The sequence below is a fragment of the Protofrankia sp. Cas3 genome, from assembly GCF_963555955.1.
In the GTDB taxonomy this organism is placed as follows: domain Bacteria; phylum Actinomycetota; class Actinomycetes; order Frankiales; family Frankiaceae; genus Protofrankia.
The window spans coordinates 80420-97750 of sequence record NZ_CAUVXP010000003.1; the positions used below are offsets into that span (position 1 = coordinate 80420).

Annotated in this window: 14 protein-coding genes; 12 read left to right on the forward strand and 2 right to left on the reverse strand. The window is 69.7% G+C overall.

The genetic code is table 11. From position 1 onward, the window contains the following. Positions 1-2: 2 nt before the first annotated feature. Positions 3-1241 carry a type II toxin-antitoxin system HipA family toxin gene (locus U9983_RS01365; protein ID WP_322752274.1) on the reverse strand — a complete coding sequence of 413 codons (1239 nt, stop codon included), beginning with the start codon at positions 1239-1241 and terminating at the stop codon, positions 3-5. Then, entirely contained in the window at positions 1238-1504 is a 267-nt protein-coding gene (locus tag U9983_RS01370) for a type II toxin-antitoxin system Y4mF family antitoxin (RefSeq protein WP_322747361.1), read from the reverse strand. The genes U9983_RS01365 and U9983_RS01370 overlap by 4 nt, the downstream gene beginning before the upstream one ends. A gap of 235 nt (positions 1505-1739) precedes the next feature. Between U9983_RS01370 and priA the strand changes: the two genes are divergently transcribed. The 12 genes from priA to U9983_RS01430 all read left to right on the forward strand — a co-directional run. Continuing rightward, positions 1740-2474: a bifunctional 1-(5-phosphoribosyl)-5-((5-phosphoribosylamino)methylideneamino)imidazole-4-carboxamide isomerase/phosphoribosylanthranilate isomerase PriA gene (gene priA / locus U9983_RS01375; protein WP_322747360.1), complete on the forward strand. Its 735-nt coding sequence runs from the start codon at positions 1740-1742 to the stop codon at positions 2472-2474. Positions 2475-2487: 13 nt separating this feature from the next. Next, the gene (hisF, locus tag U9983_RS01380; protein WP_322747359.1) at positions 2488-3252 is read left to right on the forward strand and encodes an imidazole glycerol phosphate synthase subunit HisF; all 765 of its coding nucleotides are present in this window, start codon (positions 2488-2490) and stop codon (positions 3250-3252) included. Between the two features lie 237 nt (positions 3253-3489). Next, positions 3490-5367, forward strand: a complete 1878-nt coding sequence (locus U9983_RS01385) for an ABC transporter ATP-binding protein (RefSeq protein ID WP_322752275.1) — start codon at positions 3490-3492, stop codon at positions 5365-5367. Positions 5368-5423: 56 nt separating this feature from the next. Beyond that, entirely contained in the window at positions 5424-7271 is a 1848-nt protein-coding gene (locus tag U9983_RS01390; protein ID WP_416211243.1) for an ABC transporter ATP-binding protein, read from the forward strand. Positions 7272-7294: 23 nt separating this feature from the next. Next, positions 7295-7717, forward strand: coding sequence for a phosphoribosyl-AMP cyclohydrolase (gene hisI, locus U9983_RS01395; RefSeq protein ID WP_322752276.1), 423 nt, complete (start codon positions 7295-7297; stop codon positions 7715-7717). Beyond that, positions 7714-9222, forward strand: coding sequence for an anthranilate synthase component I (locus U9983_RS01400; protein WP_322752277.1), 1509 nt, complete (start codon positions 7714-7716; stop codon positions 9220-9222). Before hisI ends, U9983_RS01400 begins: the two co-directional genes overlap by 4 nt. Next, on the forward strand, positions 9219-9875 hold the full coding sequence (locus U9983_RS01405) for a Trp biosynthesis-associated membrane protein (RefSeq protein WP_322752278.1): 657 nt from the start codon (positions 9219-9221) through the stop codon (positions 9873-9875). Before U9983_RS01400 ends, U9983_RS01405 begins: the two co-directional genes overlap by 4 nt. A gap of 298 nt (positions 9876-10173) precedes the next feature. After that, positions 10174-10980, forward strand: coding sequence for an indole-3-glycerol phosphate synthase TrpC (gene trpC, locus U9983_RS01410; RefSeq protein WP_322752279.1), 807 nt, complete (start codon positions 10174-10176; stop codon positions 10978-10980). Positions 10981-11023: 43 nt separating this feature from the next. Beyond that, positions 11024-12271, forward strand: coding sequence for a tryptophan synthase subunit beta (gene trpB, locus U9983_RS01415; RefSeq protein WP_322752280.1), 1248 nt, complete (start codon positions 11024-11026; stop codon positions 12269-12271). A 20-nt stretch (positions 12272-12291) separates the two neighbouring features. Then, positions 12292-13152 (forward strand): tryptophan synthase subunit alpha, encoded by an 861-nt coding sequence (gene trpA / locus U9983_RS01420; protein WP_322752281.1) that lies wholly within the window; start codon positions 12292-12294, stop codon positions 13150-13152. Positions 13153-13197: 45 nt separating this feature from the next. Then, positions 13198-14157 carry a prolipoprotein diacylglyceryl transferase gene (gene lgt, locus U9983_RS01425; protein WP_322752282.1) on the forward strand — a complete coding sequence of 320 codons (960 nt, stop codon included), beginning with the start codon at positions 13198-13200 and terminating at the stop codon, positions 14155-14157. Positions 14158-14337: 180 nt separating this feature from the next. Then, positions 14338-17331: glutamate synthase central domain-containing protein (locus tag U9983_RS01430; protein ID WP_322752283.1), on the forward strand; the 2994-nt coding region annotated here is incomplete at its 3' end.

Genomic DNA, 17331 nt, shown 5'->3' on the forward strand with positions numbered 1-17331 from the left:
GACTATCGTTGCAAACTCGCCCGCCGGTAGGCGACGGTACGTCGCAGCTTTCGGAGTAGCCTGAGGTCGAAGGGCAGTTCCACCAGGCCGGGTAGCCACAGATCGGCGCGGGCGGACAGGTCTGCCAGGAGTTTGCGGGATGCGCGGGCGGGGACGCCAACCTTCTCGCCGAGAGCGATGAAGTCCGATCCACAGATGTCGGCGTCCCGGCGGCCCGCTATCGGCAGCGCCATGGTGCTGTCACCGTACAGGTACGAGCTCGGCAGATCGTACGCGGGGGAGGCCTGCCATTCCCCGGTTACCCCGCGCAGGACAGAGAAATTCTTGGCATGGGCATCGCCGTTGCCGGTCAGAAAGGCGAAAACGAGCTGAGTCAGGAATATGCGGGCCGCGATACGCGGTGCGCCGCAGACGTCACTCAGTGCACGAATAAGTTGCTCGGTGTCGACGAGGTATTTGTCACCGGGCGGCCGGTTGAGAACCTGACAGCCGTCCTCGCAGGCGAGTTGGACGATGCCGTCGTCCACGACGGTGCGGTCAAAGCGTCTGACCAGCAGGCCTGCGGTACCGTCGACGTCGCGGACCAGTTCGGCCTCGGCGACGCGCAGCCTGCAATCCCGAGCGGCTTTCAGGAAGAAAGCCTCGTTTTCGACGAGCCGGGGATATTCTGGCGGATTGAGTTTGAGAATGTACCGATCGGCCTGATGGGCGACTGGAACGCTGATCATGGCGGTGCTGGCTTTGTCCTGGACTCCGGGAATTCCGACCCGGTCGGGACGGATGTTCAGGTCGGCCAGGAGGTCTCTGAAACGGATGCCGGTGAAATCGGTGACCCTCAGCAGCGGGGAAACATCGGTCAGACCGGCGCCGGCGGGAACAACGCGTACATCGCCGATCGTGTCCCCACCCACAGCCAGGAGAAGGGAGAACTCGTCGTCGGCCGACGTCTTGACCGTCCTGCGGAGCGCGCCGAGACGGCGTCCCTCCGGCAGGAGCCCGGCGAAGAACGACGGCACCGTGTTGGCCGGGGTCATCACAGGTGTCTCGGCAACGGGAAGTGTCGTGGCGACGGGCTCACCCTGACCGCTGGCCCATTCGGTCGTGTAGCCGAACCTGATCCCATGATCTGTGCGAACCAGGTGTCCGGCGAGCCGGTCGGACTTGTACACATCGGCCCGGTCGATGCCGGTGAGATCGGTTGATGCGTCGAGTTGTCTCGATTCCGCTCTCGGCGTTCTCATGGCTGTGGCCGGTCGGGCGCCGTGGCCTTGGTGAGCAATGGCAGGTCCGATGACACGCCGATATTCCCATGGCCACGAGCGACCTCGAGCGTGAGCCCCAGGACGTCGAGAACATCGAGCAGCTTATCGAGCCGTATCGTGATTTTTCCCGCTTCCACAGAGTGAACGAACCGCTCAGAACAGTCAGCGAGGTCCGCGACCTCCTCCTGCCGTAGACCGAGATCGACTCGTCGGCGCCGCACGGCGTCTGCAAGGCGAGTCACGCGATCTGCACGATCGTGCATATTCGGGTCTGCCTTCCTGTCGTCACCGTGGCGTTTGCCGGTTCGCTGCATGATCGTGCAGCAGGGTGTCAGTATCCACGAGGCGAAGGTGGTTGGACAACGATCGGCCGCACGATCGTGCTGGTCAAGAAAATAATCAATCGTGTGAACCTCCGCTGGGTTGGACGTAGGCGGCCGGGGTGCGGCTGGTGGGCCACCCCGTAGGGTGTGCCATGTGACGCTGATCCTCCTGCCCGCCGTGGATGTCGCAGACGGCCGGGCCGTCCGGCTGGTCCGAGGCGAGGCCGGTTCCGAGACGTCCTACGGCGACCCGCGCGAGGCGGCCCTTGCCTGGCAGCGCGACGGCGCCGAGTGGATCCACCTTGTCGACCTTGATGCGGCGTTCGGCCGTGGCTCGAACCGTGGCCTGATCGCCGAGGTGGTCCGGTCGGTCGACGTGGCGGTGGAGCTCTCCGGCGGTATCCGCGACGACGATTCGTTGGACGCGGCACTGGCGACCGGCGCGGCCCGGGTCAACATCGGCACGGCCGCGTTGGAGAACCCCGACTGGGTGCGTTCCGCGATCGGCCGGGTCGCCGACAAGATTGCCGTCGGTCTCGACGTCCGCGGCACGATCCTGTCCGCCCGTGGGTGGACCCGTGACGGTGGCGAACTGTTCGACGTCCTGGCCCGCCTGGATGCCGACGGCTGCGCCCGGTACGTGGTGACCGATGTTCATCGTGACGGCACCCTCACCGGGCCCAACCTGGACCTGCTGGCCGCCGTCACCGCGGCGACGTCACGGCCCGTGATCGCCAGTGGCGGGGTGTCGTCCCTGGCCGACCTGGCCGCGATCGCGGGTGTGGCGGGCGTCGAGGGCGCCATCGTCGGCAAGGCCCTCTACGCCGGGGCGTTCACCCTGCCCGAGGCGTTGGCGGTCGCGGCGGGCCGGCCCGCGCCCATCCGATGAGCGGGTCCATCCGATGACCGTCGCGGTCCGGGTGATCCCCTGCCTGGATGTCGACGCGGGCCGGGTCGTCAAGGGTGTGAACTTCACCGACCTGCGGGACGCCGGCGACCCGGTGGAGATGGCGAAGCTGTACGACGCCGAGGGCGCTGACGAGCTGACCTTCCTCGACATCACCGCGTCCAGCGGGAACCGGGAGACCACCTACGACGTGGTCCGGCGCACCGCCGAGCAGGTGTTCATCCCCCTGACCGTCGGAGGCGGGATACGGACACCCGACGACGTCGACCGGCTTCTGCGGGCGGGAGCGGACAAGGTCGGTGTCAACACCGCCGCGGTCGCCCACCCCGAGCTGATCCGCGAGTGCGCGCTGCGGTTCGGCAGCCAGTGCATCGTGCTGTCGGTGGATGCCCGACGCGGCCACGAACCGGGCGGCCCGCGGTTCGAGGTGACGACCCACGGCGGGCGTCACGGTACCGGCATCGACGCGGTTGCCTGGGCGGCACGGGCGGTGGAGCTCGGTGCCGGGGAGATCCTGCTCAACTCGATGGACGCGGACGGGACACGGGACGGCTACGACCTGGAGATGATCGGGGCCGTCCGCGCGGTTGTGGACGTGCCCGTGATCGCCAGTGGCGGGGCCGGGTCGCTCGCCCACTTCCCCCCGGCTGTTGCCGCGGGTGCGGACGCGGTGCTTGCCGCGAGCGTCTTCCACTTCGGTCACCTGCGCATCGGTCACGTCAAGGACGCGTTGCGGGCCGCCGCCCTACCTGTTCGCTGAGCGCGCGCCCGGAGGCCGAGGTCCTGGGAGCGCTGACGGCCAAAGGGCGTGCGACGATCGTCAGATCGCGCGCCCGGAGGCATCGCCCCCGGTCTCGTGATCATGCAGTGGCGCGTCCCGGGACGTCCGATAGGAGTCGGATTCTGGCCACACCCGTTGCGGCGGGCTGTATTTTCGGTTCGAATCCGTTTGGGCGGTGCCGATGTCGGCGGCGTGGTGAGCGACGAGAGGAGAACCATGCCCGATGACCCGGCGGGATCGACGGAGTCGGTTTCCGCAGGTTCACCCGATGTTATCCGAAGAGGTCTGGCCATCATCGGGATGGGCATCCGCGAGGAACCCCGGTCGTTCGCCGTGGCAGTTGCCGGCAGTTCGCTGTTCGGCCTCATGACCGTGGCGAGCTCGGTCGTGCTCGGCGAGGTCACGGACAAGGTCCTGCTGCCCTCCTTTGACACCGGGCGGGTGGCGGTGGGCAGCCTCACGCTGGCAGCGACGCTGCTGGTCGCCGTCGGCGTTGCCAGGGCGGTGGGGATGTTCGTGCGCCGGCTCGGCGGTGGGGTGATGACGTTCCGGCTACAGGCACTCTACCGTCGCCGGGTGACGCGGCAGTATCTGCTCCTGCCGTTGTCGTGGCACCAGCGCCACTCGACCGGCCTGCTGCTGTCCAATGCCAATGCGGACGTGGAGGCGACGTGGGCGCCGATCCTCCCGCTGCCGTTCGCGGCGGGCGTGCTTGTCATGATCGTCGTGGCCCTGGTGGTGCTGATCGCGACCGATCCGCTGCTGGCTGCCGTCGGATGCGTCATCTTCCCCTTCTTCGGCGTCGTCAACGTCATCTACGGGCAGAAGGTCTCGCCGCTGCTGTCGCGCGCCCAGCAACTGCGGGCGGAGGTGAGCGGGGTGGCGCACGAGTCGTTCGACGGCGCCCTGGTGATCAAGACGATGGGGCGGGAACGTGACGAGACCACCCGGTTCGCACGCAAGGCAGACGAACTGAAGGAAGCAATGATCAGCGCCGGCCGGGTGCGCGGCATGTTCGATCCGGTGATGGACGCGTTACCGAACATCGGCGTTCTCGCGGTCCTGCTGGTCGGCACGGCCAGGATCTCGGCGGGCGCACTCGATGTCGGAGATCTGATTCGCGTCGCCTACCTGTTCACGCTTCTGGCCTTCCCGCTGCGGGCGATCGGCTGGGTGTTCGGTGAACTGCCCCGGTCGGTTGTCGGCTACGGCCGGGTGCGCGCGGTCCTGCGCGCCCGCGGTGAGCAGCGCTTCGGATCGCAGACACTGCGCGCTCAGGGCCCGGCGAGGCTGACTGTGGACGCCGTCACCTATACCTACCCGCGACCGGTGGATGGGGAGGGGCCGGCGGCCCACGCCCTTGACGGGGTGAGCTTCGATGTTGCGCCCGGCCGGGTGGTGGCGCTCGCCGGGCGGACCGGGTCGGGAAAGTCGACCCTGGCCGGGTTGCTGGTCAGGCTGTACGACCCTGACGTCGGGGCGGTCCGGATCGACGGTGTCGATCTTGCTGAGCTCGCCGACGGTGAGGTCAGCTCGGCCGCGTCCCTGGTGTCCCAGCAGGCGTTCCTGTTCGACGACACGGTTCGCGGCAACGTCGCGCTCGGCTTGGCCGTGGACGATGCGGCGCTGTGGGAGGCGCTCGCGCGCGCGCAGGCGGACCGCTTCGTCGCGGCACTGCCCGCCGGTCTCGACACGCAGGTCGGCGAACGCGGAACCACGCTGTCCGGCGGGCAGCGCCAAAGGATCGCCCTGGCCCGGGCGCTGGTCCGCCAGCCGCGCCTGCTCGTTCTCGACGACGCGACATCCGGCGTCGATCCGCGGATCGAGGCGGCCATCCTCGCTGGTCTGCGGGAGCGGGCGGGCGCGTCCACGGTGGTTGTCGTCGCACACCGGCGGGCAACGATCGAGCTGGCCGACGAGGTCGTGTACCTGGATCGGGGACGGGTGGCCGGGCGAGGCAGCCACGATGAACTCATGGCCACCTCGCCCGGGTACGCGGCGTTGTTGACCGCATACCACCCGGTGAGCGGCGGCGCGAACCCCGTCGGGGCTGTCGTCGACGGTGCCGTCGAGGACGCCGGAGTGGCACGGTGAGCGTTACCGTGCCGGCCCCTCGCCAGGAGGACCCGGCCCCGAGGCTGGATGGCCCGGTGCTGGTGGGCGGTGCCGACGGCGGTGGCCCCGACGGCGGTGGCCCCGACGGCGGTGCTCAGGTCCGCTCCGGGGAGTCGCTGGGGGTGACCCTCGGCAAGATCCGCCGCCTTGTACCGGAACTCACCGCCGGCCTGCCGGTGACCCTCGTCCTTGCGGTCATCGCCACCGTGGGACGGGTGGTGGTCCCGATCGCGGTCCAGCAGACCATCGACCACGGCCTGCTTCACGGGACACCCAACCTGTCGGTGGTCCGTTGGGCGGCGGCCGGCGCGACGGTGGCGATCGGGGTGACGGCCTTTGCGGCGTACCTGATGAGCGTGCGGCTCTACCGGACGTCGGAGTCTGCGCTGGCGACGCTGCGGATACGCGCGTTCGGGCACATCCACGATCTGTCCGCACTGACCCAGTCGGAGCAGCGGCGGGGGGCGCTCACCTCACGGGTTACCAGCGACGTCGACCAGATGTCGCAGTTCCTGCAGTTCGGCGGAATGATCCTGCTGCTGTCCTCCGGGCAGATGTTGATCGCGACCGTCCTCATGGCGGTCTACTCCTGGCCGCTGACCATCGTTGTCTACGCCTGTTTCGTGCCGATGGCCTTTGTGATCAAGCGGTTCCAGTCGGTTCTCGCGCAGCGGTATCTGGCCGTTCGGGAACGGGTCGCGCAGATGCTGGGCGCGATCTCGGAGTCCGTGGTCGGCGCGGCGGTGGTGCGCGCCTACGGTGCTCAGGCGCGCACGGCGACGCGGGTCGACACCTCCGTGGACCACTACCGGTCGGCGCAGACCGCCGCGCAGCGGATGGTCGCCACGGTCTTCTCGGCGGGCGAGCTGGTGGCGGCCTGCGCGACCTGCGCCGTGGTGGTCGGCGGGGTGTTGCTCGGGGTGGACGGTGATCTCAGCGCCGGCCGGTTGGTGGCATTCCTGTTCCTGGTCACACTGTTCGTGGTGCCACTGCAGACCCTGACCGAGGTGCTGAACGAGGGAGCGAACGCCCTCGCCGGTATGCGTCGTGTGCTCGACGTTCTGGGCACGCCGCAGGACGTGCGTGACCCGGGCCCCGACGGCGGACTGGATCTTCCGCCAGGCCCGCTCGGAGTGCGTTTCGACGGTGTCGGGTTCGCCTATCCGGGGGGACCGCTCGTCCTGGCGGCCGTCGACCTGGACATCGCGCCCCGGACGAGGGTCGCCGTGGTCGGCGAGACCGGATCGGGCAAGACCACCCTGGCCAAGCTGCTGACCCGGCTGATGGACCCGGCCGTCGGTCAGGTGCTGCTCGGCGGCGTGCCCGTGGAGCAGGTGCGGTTCGCGTCGTTGCGCAGGCGGGTCGTGATGGTCCCGCAGGACGGCTTCCTGTTCGATCTGACCATCGCGGACAACGTCCGTTACGGGCGTCCGGAGGCCTCCGACGCCGATGTCATGGCCGCGTTCACCTCGCTGGGGCTGGCGGACTGGGTTGCGGGGCTGGCGGACGGTGTGCACACCCGGGTCGGCGAGCGCGGGAGCTCGCTGTCCGCGGGAGAACGTCAACTGGTCGCCGTCGCCCGCGCCCACGTCGCCGCACCGGACCTCCTCGTCCTTGACGAGGCGACATCGTCGGTCGACCCGGCGACAGAGGTGCGGCTCGCCCGCGCGTTGGTCGCGCTGACCCGGGGGCGGACATCGGTCACGATCGCCCACCGACTGTCCACGGCGGAGACTGCGGATCTGGTGGTGGTCGTCGACGCCGGCCGAATCGTCGCGCAGGGGACCCACGCCGAACTCGTCGGTGTCCCCGGCGTGTATCGGCGCTTGCACGCCTCGTGGACGGCGGGCGTGGCCAATGACCTCGACGGGGACCTCACCTGACCGGCGCACGGCACAATGGGCTCGTGCCCGCCTCCGCGTCCCGTCTGGACCCCGCCATCGCCGGTCTGCTCAAGCGTGACCCGGCCGGTCTCTTCCCGGCGGTCGCGCAGCAGTACGACACCGGCGAGGTACTGATGGTCGGCTGGATGGACGACGAGGCCCTGCACCGCACGCTCACCACCGGGCGTGCCACGTACTGGAGTCGGAGCCGCCGGGAGTACTGGGTCAAGGGGGACACCAGCGGCCACCGCCAGCTGGTTCGGTCGGTCTCCCTCGACTGCGACGGGGACACCGTGCTGGTCCAGGTGGACCAGCACGGTCCGGCCTGCCACACCGGGCGCCGAACCTGCTTCGACAACCGCAGCCTGCCGGCCGCTGCCACGAGGCCTGCCACCCAACCTGCCATGCAACCTGCCACGGAACCTGTGAGGGGAGCCGAGTCGTGACGACAGGCGAGGTCAGCCCGGGCCGGGCCGACTTCCACGCGCTCGCAGCCGAGTACCCGGTGGTCGCGGTGACACGCCGCCTGCTCGCCGATGGTGAGACCCCGGTCGGGGTCTACCGCAAACTCGCCGGGGGGCCGGGAACGTTCCTGCTGGAGTCCGCCGAGCACGGCGGGGTGTGGTCGCGGTATTCGTTCATCGGTGTCCGGGCCGCGGCGACCCTCACCGAACGAGACGGATCGGCCGTCTGGACCGACGGCGAGCCGCCGCCGGGTGTTCCCACCGATGGGGACCCGCTCGACGTCCTTCGCGCGGTGCAGGTGGCGTTGCGCACTCCGAAGCTGCCGGATGCGCCACCGCTCACCGGCGGGCTGGTCGGTTACCTGTCCTACGACATCGTCCGGCGGGTCGAACGGCTCCCGTCCCGTTGCGTGGACGACCTGGGCATGCCCGAGCTGCGCATGATACTGACCGCCGACCTCGCGGTACTCGATCACAGCGACGGTTCCTGCCTGCTGATCGCAAACGTGTTCACCGGCGGCGACGGCGACCCGGACGCAGCCTACGACGACGCCGTGCACCGTCTCGAGGCGATGACCGCCGATCTCGGCAAGTGGAGCGAGCCGACGGTCGCGACCACCACGGCGCCCGCCGATCTCTCGCTCGCAGGCTTTGCCTCGCGTACCGCTCCGGAACGTTTCGAGGCTGCCGTCGAAGCCGCCATCGAGGAGATCCGGGCCGGCGAGTGCTTCCAGATCGTGGTCTCCCAGCGCTTCGAGCGCCCGACCGCGGCTGCGCCCCTCGACATCTACCGGGTCCTGAGGGCCTCGAACCCCAGTCCCTACATGTACCTGCTCCGTTTTGATGATCATGATGTCGTCGGATCGTCGCCGGAGGCGCACGTGAAGGTGACGGGCCGGCACGCGTTGCTGCATCCGATCGCCGGCAGCCGTCCCCGTGGCGCCACACCCGAACAGGACGCCGAGCTCGCCGCGCAGCTGCTGGCCGATCCCAAGGAGCGGGCCGAGCACGTGATGCTCGTCGACCTGGTGCGCAACGACCTGGGACGGGTCTGTACGCCGGGCTCGGTACGGGTGGTCGAGTTCGCCGCGGTCGAGCGGTTCTCGCAGATCATGCACATCGTCTCCACCGTGATCGGTGAGGTCGCGCAGGACCGGTCGGCTGTTGACGTGCTCACGGCGACCTTCCCCGCGGGCACCCTCACCGGTGCGCCCAAGGTGCGTGCGATGGAGATCATCGATGAGCTTGAGCCAACCCGTCGGGGCCTGTACGGAGGCGTGGTCGGTTATCTGGACTTCGGCGGCGATCTGGACACCGCGATCGCCATCCGGACCGCTGTCCTGCGGGACGGGCGGGCCTACGTACAGGCCGGCGCGGGCATCGTCGCCGATTCCGTGCCCGTGACCGAGAACAACGAAAGTCGCACCAAGGCGGCGGCGGTGCTGCGGGCAATCGAGATCGCCGAGTCGCTGCGCCTCCCGACATGACCGATCAGCAGGAGTCCGTCGCCACGGCCACGGACGGGGGTACGGGTACTGCCACGGACGGGGGCACGGGTACCGGCCGCCGTGGACGCGGGGAGATGGCTGCGGCGGTGCTCTGCTGCCTGCTGGGCGCCGCGCTCGTCCTGTTCACCGTCAGCGCGACCTGGGTGAATCTGCGTGTCGCGGACGGGGCCGTGGCCGGGGAACCGGTCACCGCCGCGCCGCTCGCGGTGCAGCTGTCCGGTTCGGATCTTGCCCCGGCCGTGGCCGGGCTGGGTCTGGTCGGGCTGGCCGGGGTTGTCGCGATCGCCGCCACGAGGCGACGGGGGCGGGCACTGGTCGGTCTGCCGGTTCTGCTGGCCGGGGTCGTGGTCGCCGTCGTCGCGGGCCGGATCGCCGCCGACCCGCTGCCGGCTGTGCGCGTCGCCTCGCAGGTGCGCCAGATCGCCCCGAGCCTCACCGCTGATCTGCGCGACCTTCGGAGTACGGCCGCGCCGTGGCTTGCCACCGGCGGAGGAGTACTGCTGGCGTTCGGCGGCGCCCTGGTGGCATTGCGGGGGCACACGTGGTCGGCGCTGTCCCCCCGCTATCAGACGGCGGCCGCCCGACCGGTCGACGCCTGGGAGGCCATCGACCGGGGCGACGACCCGACGTGACCGGCGGCTGTTCGTCGGCGGACCGGCCCGGCGCGGCCCAGTCGGTCCGCCGCACCCTCGGCAGCAAGCGGCATCGTAGGACAACGACAGGACAATCACGATACGTGCACATGCAGCGGGCATGCCCGACGCGGGAGGGCTTTCCAGCTGGCCCAAGTCGGTGCGTTTCCGGCTTCTGTCAACCGAAGGGCAATCGCCGAGGGTGGCGGTCGGCCGTCGTCGACGGGGGTCTGATGCCGCTGGCCGATGCCTGGCCTAACATCGGCGCCATGGCTGCGACAGCCCTGGGTACCGGCCGATGAGCGTCCTTGACGACATCCTGGCCGGGGTACGGGCGGATCTTGCAGAACGCGAGGCTGCGGTCTCCCTGGCGACGCTCAAACGGCGGGTGGAGCGTGTCCCGGATCCCAGGGACGCGCTCGCTGTGCTGCGCACCCGGGCCGTTTCGGTGATCGCCGAGGTCAAGCGTCGCTCACCGTCAAAGGGCGATCTTGCCGCGATTGCGGATCCGGCGGCGCTGGCGGCGCAGTTCGAGGCTGCGGGCGCGGCGGCGGTGAGCGTCCTGACCGAGCGGCACCGGTTCGGCGGGTCGCTCGCAGACCTGGACGCGGTGCGGGTGGCGGTGGACGTGCCCGTGTTGCGCAAGGACTTCATCGTTTCGCCGTACCAGGTCTTCGAGGCTCGGGCACACGGCGCCGACATCGTTCTGCTGATCGTGGCGGCGCTCGATCAGCCGCGCCTGGTCGGGCTGCTCGATCGGGTCGAGTCACTCGGCATGACCGCCCTGGTCGAGGTGCACGACTGCGACGAGGTCGTGCGTGCGGTCGATGCGGGCGCGCGTCTGATCGGCGTCAACGCACGCAGCCTGCGGACGCTCGACGTCGATCGCGACACCTTCTCCCGGCTGGCGCCGCTGTTGCCACCGGGGGTCATCAAGGTCGCCGAATCGGGTGTGCGCGGCCCGCACGACCTGCTCGCCTACGCGGCGGCGGGAGCGGACGCGGTCCTCGTGGGGGAGGCTGCGGTGACGGGGAGTGATCCTCGTCAGGCGGTCGCGGATCTGGTCACCGCGGGTGCCCACCCGGCGACCCGGGTGGGGCGCTGACCGAAAGAGGCGGCTGACCGATGCTGACCGATACAGTCAGACGATGACCACCGCCGGAACCGTCGGGTTCGCTCCTGAGGGTGTCGTCCCGGGCGGCCCTGTGCCTGACAGCGCCGGTCACTTCGGCCGTTTCGGCGGTCGCTTCGTGCCGGAGGCGTTGTTCGCCGCTCTGGACGAACTGACGGCGGCCTACGCAGCCGCCCGCGCCGATCCGGCGTTCACCGCGGAACTGGACCGGCTGCTCGCGACATATGCCGGCCGGCCCACCCCCCTCACCGACGCGACCCGCCTGGCTGAGTACGTCGGCGGTGCCCGCATCCTGCTCAAGCGTGAGGATCTGGCGCACACCGGCTCGCACAAGATCAACAATGTGCTCGGCCAGTGCCTGCTCGCCCGTCGGATGGGCAAGAGCCGGGTGATCGCCGAAACCGGTGCCGGCCAGCACGGCGTCGCCACGGCCACCGCCTGTGCGCTGCTGGACCTGGACTGCGTGGTCTACATGGGCGAGCAGGACACCCGCCGTCAGGCGCTCAACGTCGCGCGGATGCGGCTGCTGGGCGCCGAGGTCGTCGCGGTCGCCTCGGGCAGCCAGACCCTCAAGGACGCCATCAACGAGGCCATGCGGGACTGGGTGGCCTCGGTGGACACGACGCACTACTGCATCGGTTCGGTCATGGGGCCGCATCCGTTCCCGATGTTGGTGCGTGACTTCCAGCGGGTCATCGGTGTGGAGGCCCGCGGCCAGGTCCTCGACGGCATCGGGCGGCTGCCCGATGCCGTGGTGGCCTGCGTCGGTGGCGGCTCCAACGCGATGGGCATATTCCACCCGTTCATCGCCGACCCGTCCGTTGCGCTGGTCGGTGTCGAGGCCGGCGGGGACGGGGTGGCGACCGGACGGCACGCGGCCGCGATCGCGGGCGGGGCACCCGGCGTTCTGCACGGGATGCGGACCTACCTCCTCCAGGATGCCGACGGGCAGACCCAGGTGTCGCACTCGATCTCGGCCGGGCTCGACTATCCGGGCATCGGTCCCGAACACGCCTGGCTGCACGAGACCGGCCGGGCGACCTACCGGGTGGTTGACGACCATGACGCCATGGACGCGCTGGCGACGGTCGCGCGGCTGGAGGGCATCCTGGTCGCGATCGAGAGTGCGCACGCGTTTGCCGGCGCGTTCGCCCTCGCCCGCGAGCTGGGTCCCGACGCGGTCGTGTTGGTGAACTGCTCCGGTCGGGGCGACAAGGATGTCGACACTGCGGCTCGGTGGTTCGACCTTCTCGATCATTCATGAGCTGACGGAACGGACGCGCTGTGCAGAGTCTGTCAGGTGAGCGGAGCCGTCTCGGCGGTGAGCGGAGCCGGTTGAGTGACACGTTCGCGACGGCACGCGGGGCGGGGCGAGCAGCCCTGGTCGGCTACCTGCCGGCGGGTTTCCCCTCGGTCGCCGGTGGTGTCAGCGCCATGCGGGCCATGGTCGAGGCGGGGGTGGACATCGTCGAGGTCGGCCTGCCCTACTCCGACCCGACCATCGACGGTCCGGTGATCCAGGCCGCGGCCAATGCCGCGCTGAGCCGTGGTGTCACGACACGTGAGGTCCTGGCGACCGTGGAGGCGGTGGCCGCCACCGGTGCCCCCGTCCTGGTCATGAGCTACTGGAATCCGGTCGAGCGGTACGGGGTCACCGCGTTCGCCCGGGATCTCGCGGCTGCCGGCGGGGCTGGGACGATCACCCCGGACCTTCCCCCCGAGGAGGCCGAACCGTGGCTTGCCGCCGCCGCGGCGGTCGGTCTCGACCCGGTGTTCCTGGTCGCCCCGAGCTCCTCCGATGCGCGCATCGCGCGGATCGCCCAGGTCAGCCGGGGCTTCATCTACGCTGCCTCGCTCATGGGGGTGACCGGCGCCCGGTCGGTGGTGGGTGCGCAGGCGGCCGGGCTGGTGAGCCGGGTTCGAGCCGTCAGCGACACTGCGGTCTGTGTGGGTGTGGGCGTGAGCACGCCCACCCAGGCGGCGGAGGTCGCCGGCTTCGCCGACGGGGTGATCGTGGGTTCGGCCCTGGTGAAGGTGTTGGTGGACGCCGACCGTGCGGGCGATGATCCCGATACCGCCGCTGCGGCGGTGGGACGGCTCGCGGCAGCTCTGGCCACCGGTGTCGGCCGGGATGCGGCCGGGTAGCCGCCCTGCCGGGGTACGGGAATGTCGGGTATAGCGTTGGCGACCGTGGTCCTAGCCGCGATTCCCAGCCCGTCGACGGGCGTCCTGCATGTGGGTCCCATTCCGCTGCGGGCCTATGCCTTTATGATCATACTTGGTGTCCTGGTCGCGATTGTCGTGACCGACCGGCGCCTGCGGGCCCGTGGCCAGCAGCCCGGCCTCGCCGCGGACGCCGCGGCCTGGGCGGTTCCGTTCGGCATCGTCGGTGCGCGCATCTACCACGTCATCACCAGCCCGGATGCGTACTTCGGCGCCGGCGGCCATCCCCTCGACGCGTTCAAGATCTGGCACGGCGGGTTGGGGATCTGGGGCGGGGTAGCCGGTGGCGCGCTCGGCGTGTGGTTGGCCTGCCGCCATCGCGGGACGCCGTTCGGCCTGTTCGCGGATGCCGCGGCCCCCGGGCTCGTGCTCGCCCAAGCCGTCGGGCGTTGGGGTAACTGGTTCAACCAGGAGCTCTACGGCCGGGCGACCGATCTGCCCTGGGCAGTGCGGATCGACCCGGGGCATCAGCTCGTTGCCGGTGTCTCGCTCTACCACCCGACGTTCCTGTACGAGTCGCTGTGGGATGTCGGCGTCGCCGGTGTGCTGCTGTGGGTGGATCGTCGCCGCAGGCTCGGACGGGGGAAGCTCTTCGTCCTCTACGTCGCGCTGTACACCGCCGGGCGGGGGTGGATCGAGGCCCTGCGCATTGACGAAGCTCACACGTTTCTCGGGATGCGGCTCAACGACTGGGTGTCGATCGTCGTCTTCGTCGTCGCGGTGACCGCCATGGTGGTGCTACGCAGGCCGGTCGATCCGCCGGCCACCGTGGGCCCGGCCCAGGGGCCGCTGACTGCGGACGCCGGTTCGCAGGGCGTGGACACGGCTTCGTCGGACGCCGGTTCGTCGGACGCCGGTTCGCCGAACGCGGCTACCGACTTCGGCCCGCAGCCGGTGCCCGGCGAGGTACCGCAGAGCGGCCGGTGAGGATAGTTTCATGCCCGGTTGGCCACATCCGGGTCCGGGCCGTTAGCGATCACGGCGGATCCTGAGCGTACGTGGCACACTCATTAGTGCGCCTGGCCGGGACTGCCCTGTCACGGTGGCGCGTCCGGACAGCGTCGTCCGCCTCACGGAGAACCCCTGAAGACGGACAGGACCCGCCGGATGTTGATCGCACAAGGCTTGTACGACCCCACCTTCGAACACGACGCCTGCGGGGTCGGTTTCGTCGTGGATGTCCGTGGCCGACGCAGTCATGAGCTGGTCGAACAGGGCCTTACCGTGCTGCGCAACCTCGACCACCGCGGAGCGTCGGGCTGCGACCCGGACACCGGCGACGGCGCCGGCATCCTGGTGCAGGTTCCGGACGCCTTTCTGCGCGACGTCGTCGACTTTCCGCTACCGCCACCCGGCTGGTATGCGGTGGGAACGGCCTTCCTGCCGCAGGTCGCCGGCGACCGGGACAACGCCGTTCGGGCGATCAGCCGTATCGTCCGCGCGGAGGGCCTGCGGGTACTGGGTTGGCGCGAGGTTCCGGTGGTCAGCCACATCGTCGGCCGGGCCGCCGTCGAGGTCGAGCCGCGGATGCGGCAGATCTTCCTTGGCCTGCCCGCGGGGGTCGACAGTGCGGGTGAACCCGCCGAAGCCGCCGAGCCCGCCGACCTGCTCGATCTTGAGCGGCGGGCGTTCTGCGTCCGTAAGCGGGCGCGGCGCGAAGCCGGTGTGTACTTCCCGTCGCTGTCGGCGCGCACCGTCGTCTACAAGGGCATGCTCACCACCCATCAGCTCTCGGCGTACTTCCCCGACCTGGACGATCCCCGTTTCGCCAGTGCGATCGCCCTCGTGCACAGCCGGTTCTCGACCAACACCTTTCCGAGCTGGCCGCTTGCCCATCCCTACCGCTACGTCGCTCACAATGGCGAGATCAACACCGTACGTGGCAACCGCAACTGGATGCGGGCCCGTGAGGCCCTGCTGGCCAGCGATCTCATCCCCGGTGATATGCGCCGGATCTTCCCCATCTGCGCGGACGGCGCGAGCGACTCGGCCAGCTTCGACGAGGTCCTGGAACTGCTCCACCTCGGTGGCCGCAGCCTCCCGCACGCCGTCCTCATGATGATCCCGGAGGCCTGGGAGAACCACGACGAGATCGACCCGGCCCGCCGGGCGTTCTACCAGTTCCACTCGGCGCTGATGGAGCCGTGGGACGGCCCGGCCTCCATCGCGTTCACCGACGGAACGGTCATCGGCGCCGTGCTCGACCGTAATGGGTTGCGCCCGTCGCGTTACTGGGTTACCGACGACGGCCTGGTCGTCATGGCCTCCGAAGTCGGTGTCCTGGACCTTCCCGCGCACAAGGTGGTGCAGAAGGGCCGGCTCCAGCCGGGGAAGATGTTCCTGATCGACACCGCGCAGGGCCGGATCGTCGACGACGAGGAGATCAAGTCGGAGCTGGCCGCCGCCGCGCCGTACGGGGAATGGCTGCACGCCGGGTTGATCGCCCTGGACGACCTGCCCGAACGCGAGCACGTCGTCTACGGTCACTCCTCGGTCCGCCGCCGCCAGCAGGTCTTCGGCTACACCGAGGAGGAACTGCGCGTCATCATCGCGCCCATGGCCCGAGCCGGTGTCGAACCGATCGGCTCGATGGGCACCGACACGCCGGTCGCGGTGCTCTCGGGCCGTCCGCGGCTGCTCTTCGACTACTTCAGCCAGCTGTTCGCGCAGGTGACCAACCCGCCCCTGGACGCCATCCGGGAGGAGATGGTCACAAGCCTGGGCCGGACGCTCGGTCCCGAAGGTAACCTGCTGGCGCCGTCGCCGGCATCGTGTCGAGTGGTACATCTGCCGTTCCCGGTCATCAGCAACACCGAACTCGCCAAGATCGTCGGGATCAACGACGACGGTGACATGCCCGGGTTCGCGGCGGTGACCGTGCGTGGCCTCTATGACGTGGACGGCGGTGGCGTGGCGCTCGCCGAGCGGCTGGCCGAGATCTGCCGTGGCGTCAGCGAGGCGATCGCGGACGGTGCCCGCGTCGTCGTCCTGTCCGACCGTGACTCCGACCGGTACAAGGCTCCGATTCCCTCCCTGCTGCTCACCGCGGCCGTCCACCACCACCTCATCCGGGAGAAGACCCGCACCAAGGTCGGTCTCATCGTGGAGTGCGGCGACGCACGCGAGGTTCACCATGTCGCGCTGCTCCTGGGGTACGGCGCGGCCGCCGTCAACCCCTACCTGGCGTTCGAGTCGATCGACAGCATCCTCGACGGCGGTGACCTGGACGGCATCACCCGCGACCAGGCCCAGCGCAACCTCATCAAGGCGCTGGGCAAGGGCGTGCTCAAGGTGATGAGCAAGATGGGCATCTCCACCGTGGCCAGCTACACCGGAGCCCAGGTGTTCGAGGCGATCGGGCTGTCCCAGCAGCTGGTGGGCACCTACTTCACCGGGACGCCGTCCCGGCTGGACGGCGTGGACATCGATGTCATCGCGGCCGAGGTCGCAGCCCGTCACCACAAGGCGTACTCGGCGGTCGCCTCGGAGCTGGCCCACCGCAACCTGGACACCGGTGGTGAGTACCAGTGGCGCCGCGAGGGTGAGGTGCACCTGTTCAACCCGGAGACGGTCTTCCTGCTCCAGCACGCCACGCGCAGCCGTCAGTACGAGGTGTTCAAGCAGTACACCGCCACCGTCGACGAGCTGTCGCGGCGCAACGCCACCCTGCGCGGCATGTTCTCGCTGCGCGAGGGCCTGCGCCCGCCGATTCCGATCGACCAGGTCGAGCCGGTGTCGGAGATCCTCCAGCGGTTCGCCACCGGTGCGATGTCCTACGGCTCGATCAGCGCCGAGGCACACGAGACGCTGGCGATCGCGATGAACCGGATCGGGGCGAAGTCGAACACCGGCGAGGGCGGCGAGGATGCCAGACGGTTCACACCGGACGCCAACGGCGACCTTCGTCGATCGTCGATCAAGCAGGTCGCCAGCGGCCGCTTCGGGGTGACCAGCGAGTACCTTGCCAACGCCGACGACATCCAGATCAAGATGGCGCAGGGCGCCAAGCCCGGTGAGGGCGGCCAGCTGCCCGGGCAGAAGGTCTACCCGTGGATCGCGCGGACCCGGCACTCGACGGCGGGCGTGGGCCTGATCTCGCCC

Coding starts and splice junctions, on each gene's coding strand:
- U9983_RS01365 (WP_322752274.1), bottom strand. CDS start 1,241: ATGAGAACGCCGAGAGCGGAATCGAGACAACTCGACGCATCAACCGAT.
- hisF (WP_322747359.1), top strand. CDS start 2,488: ATGACCGTCGCGGTCCGGGTGATCCCCTGCCTGGATGTCGACGCGGGC.
- U9983_RS01385 (WP_322752275.1), top strand. CDS start 3,490: ATGCCCGATGACCCGGCGGGATCGACGGAGTCGGTTTCCGCAGGTTCA.
- U9983_RS01405 (WP_322752278.1), top strand. CDS start 9,219: ATGACCGATCAGCAGGAGTCCGTCGCCACGGCCACGGACGGGGGTACG.
- trpC (WP_322752279.1), top strand. CDS start 10,174: ATGAGCGTCCTTGACGACATCCTGGCCGGGGTACGGGCGGATCTTGCA.
- trpB (WP_322752280.1), top strand. CDS start 11,024: ATGACCACCGCCGGAACCGTCGGGTTCGCTCCTGAGGGTGTCGTCCCG.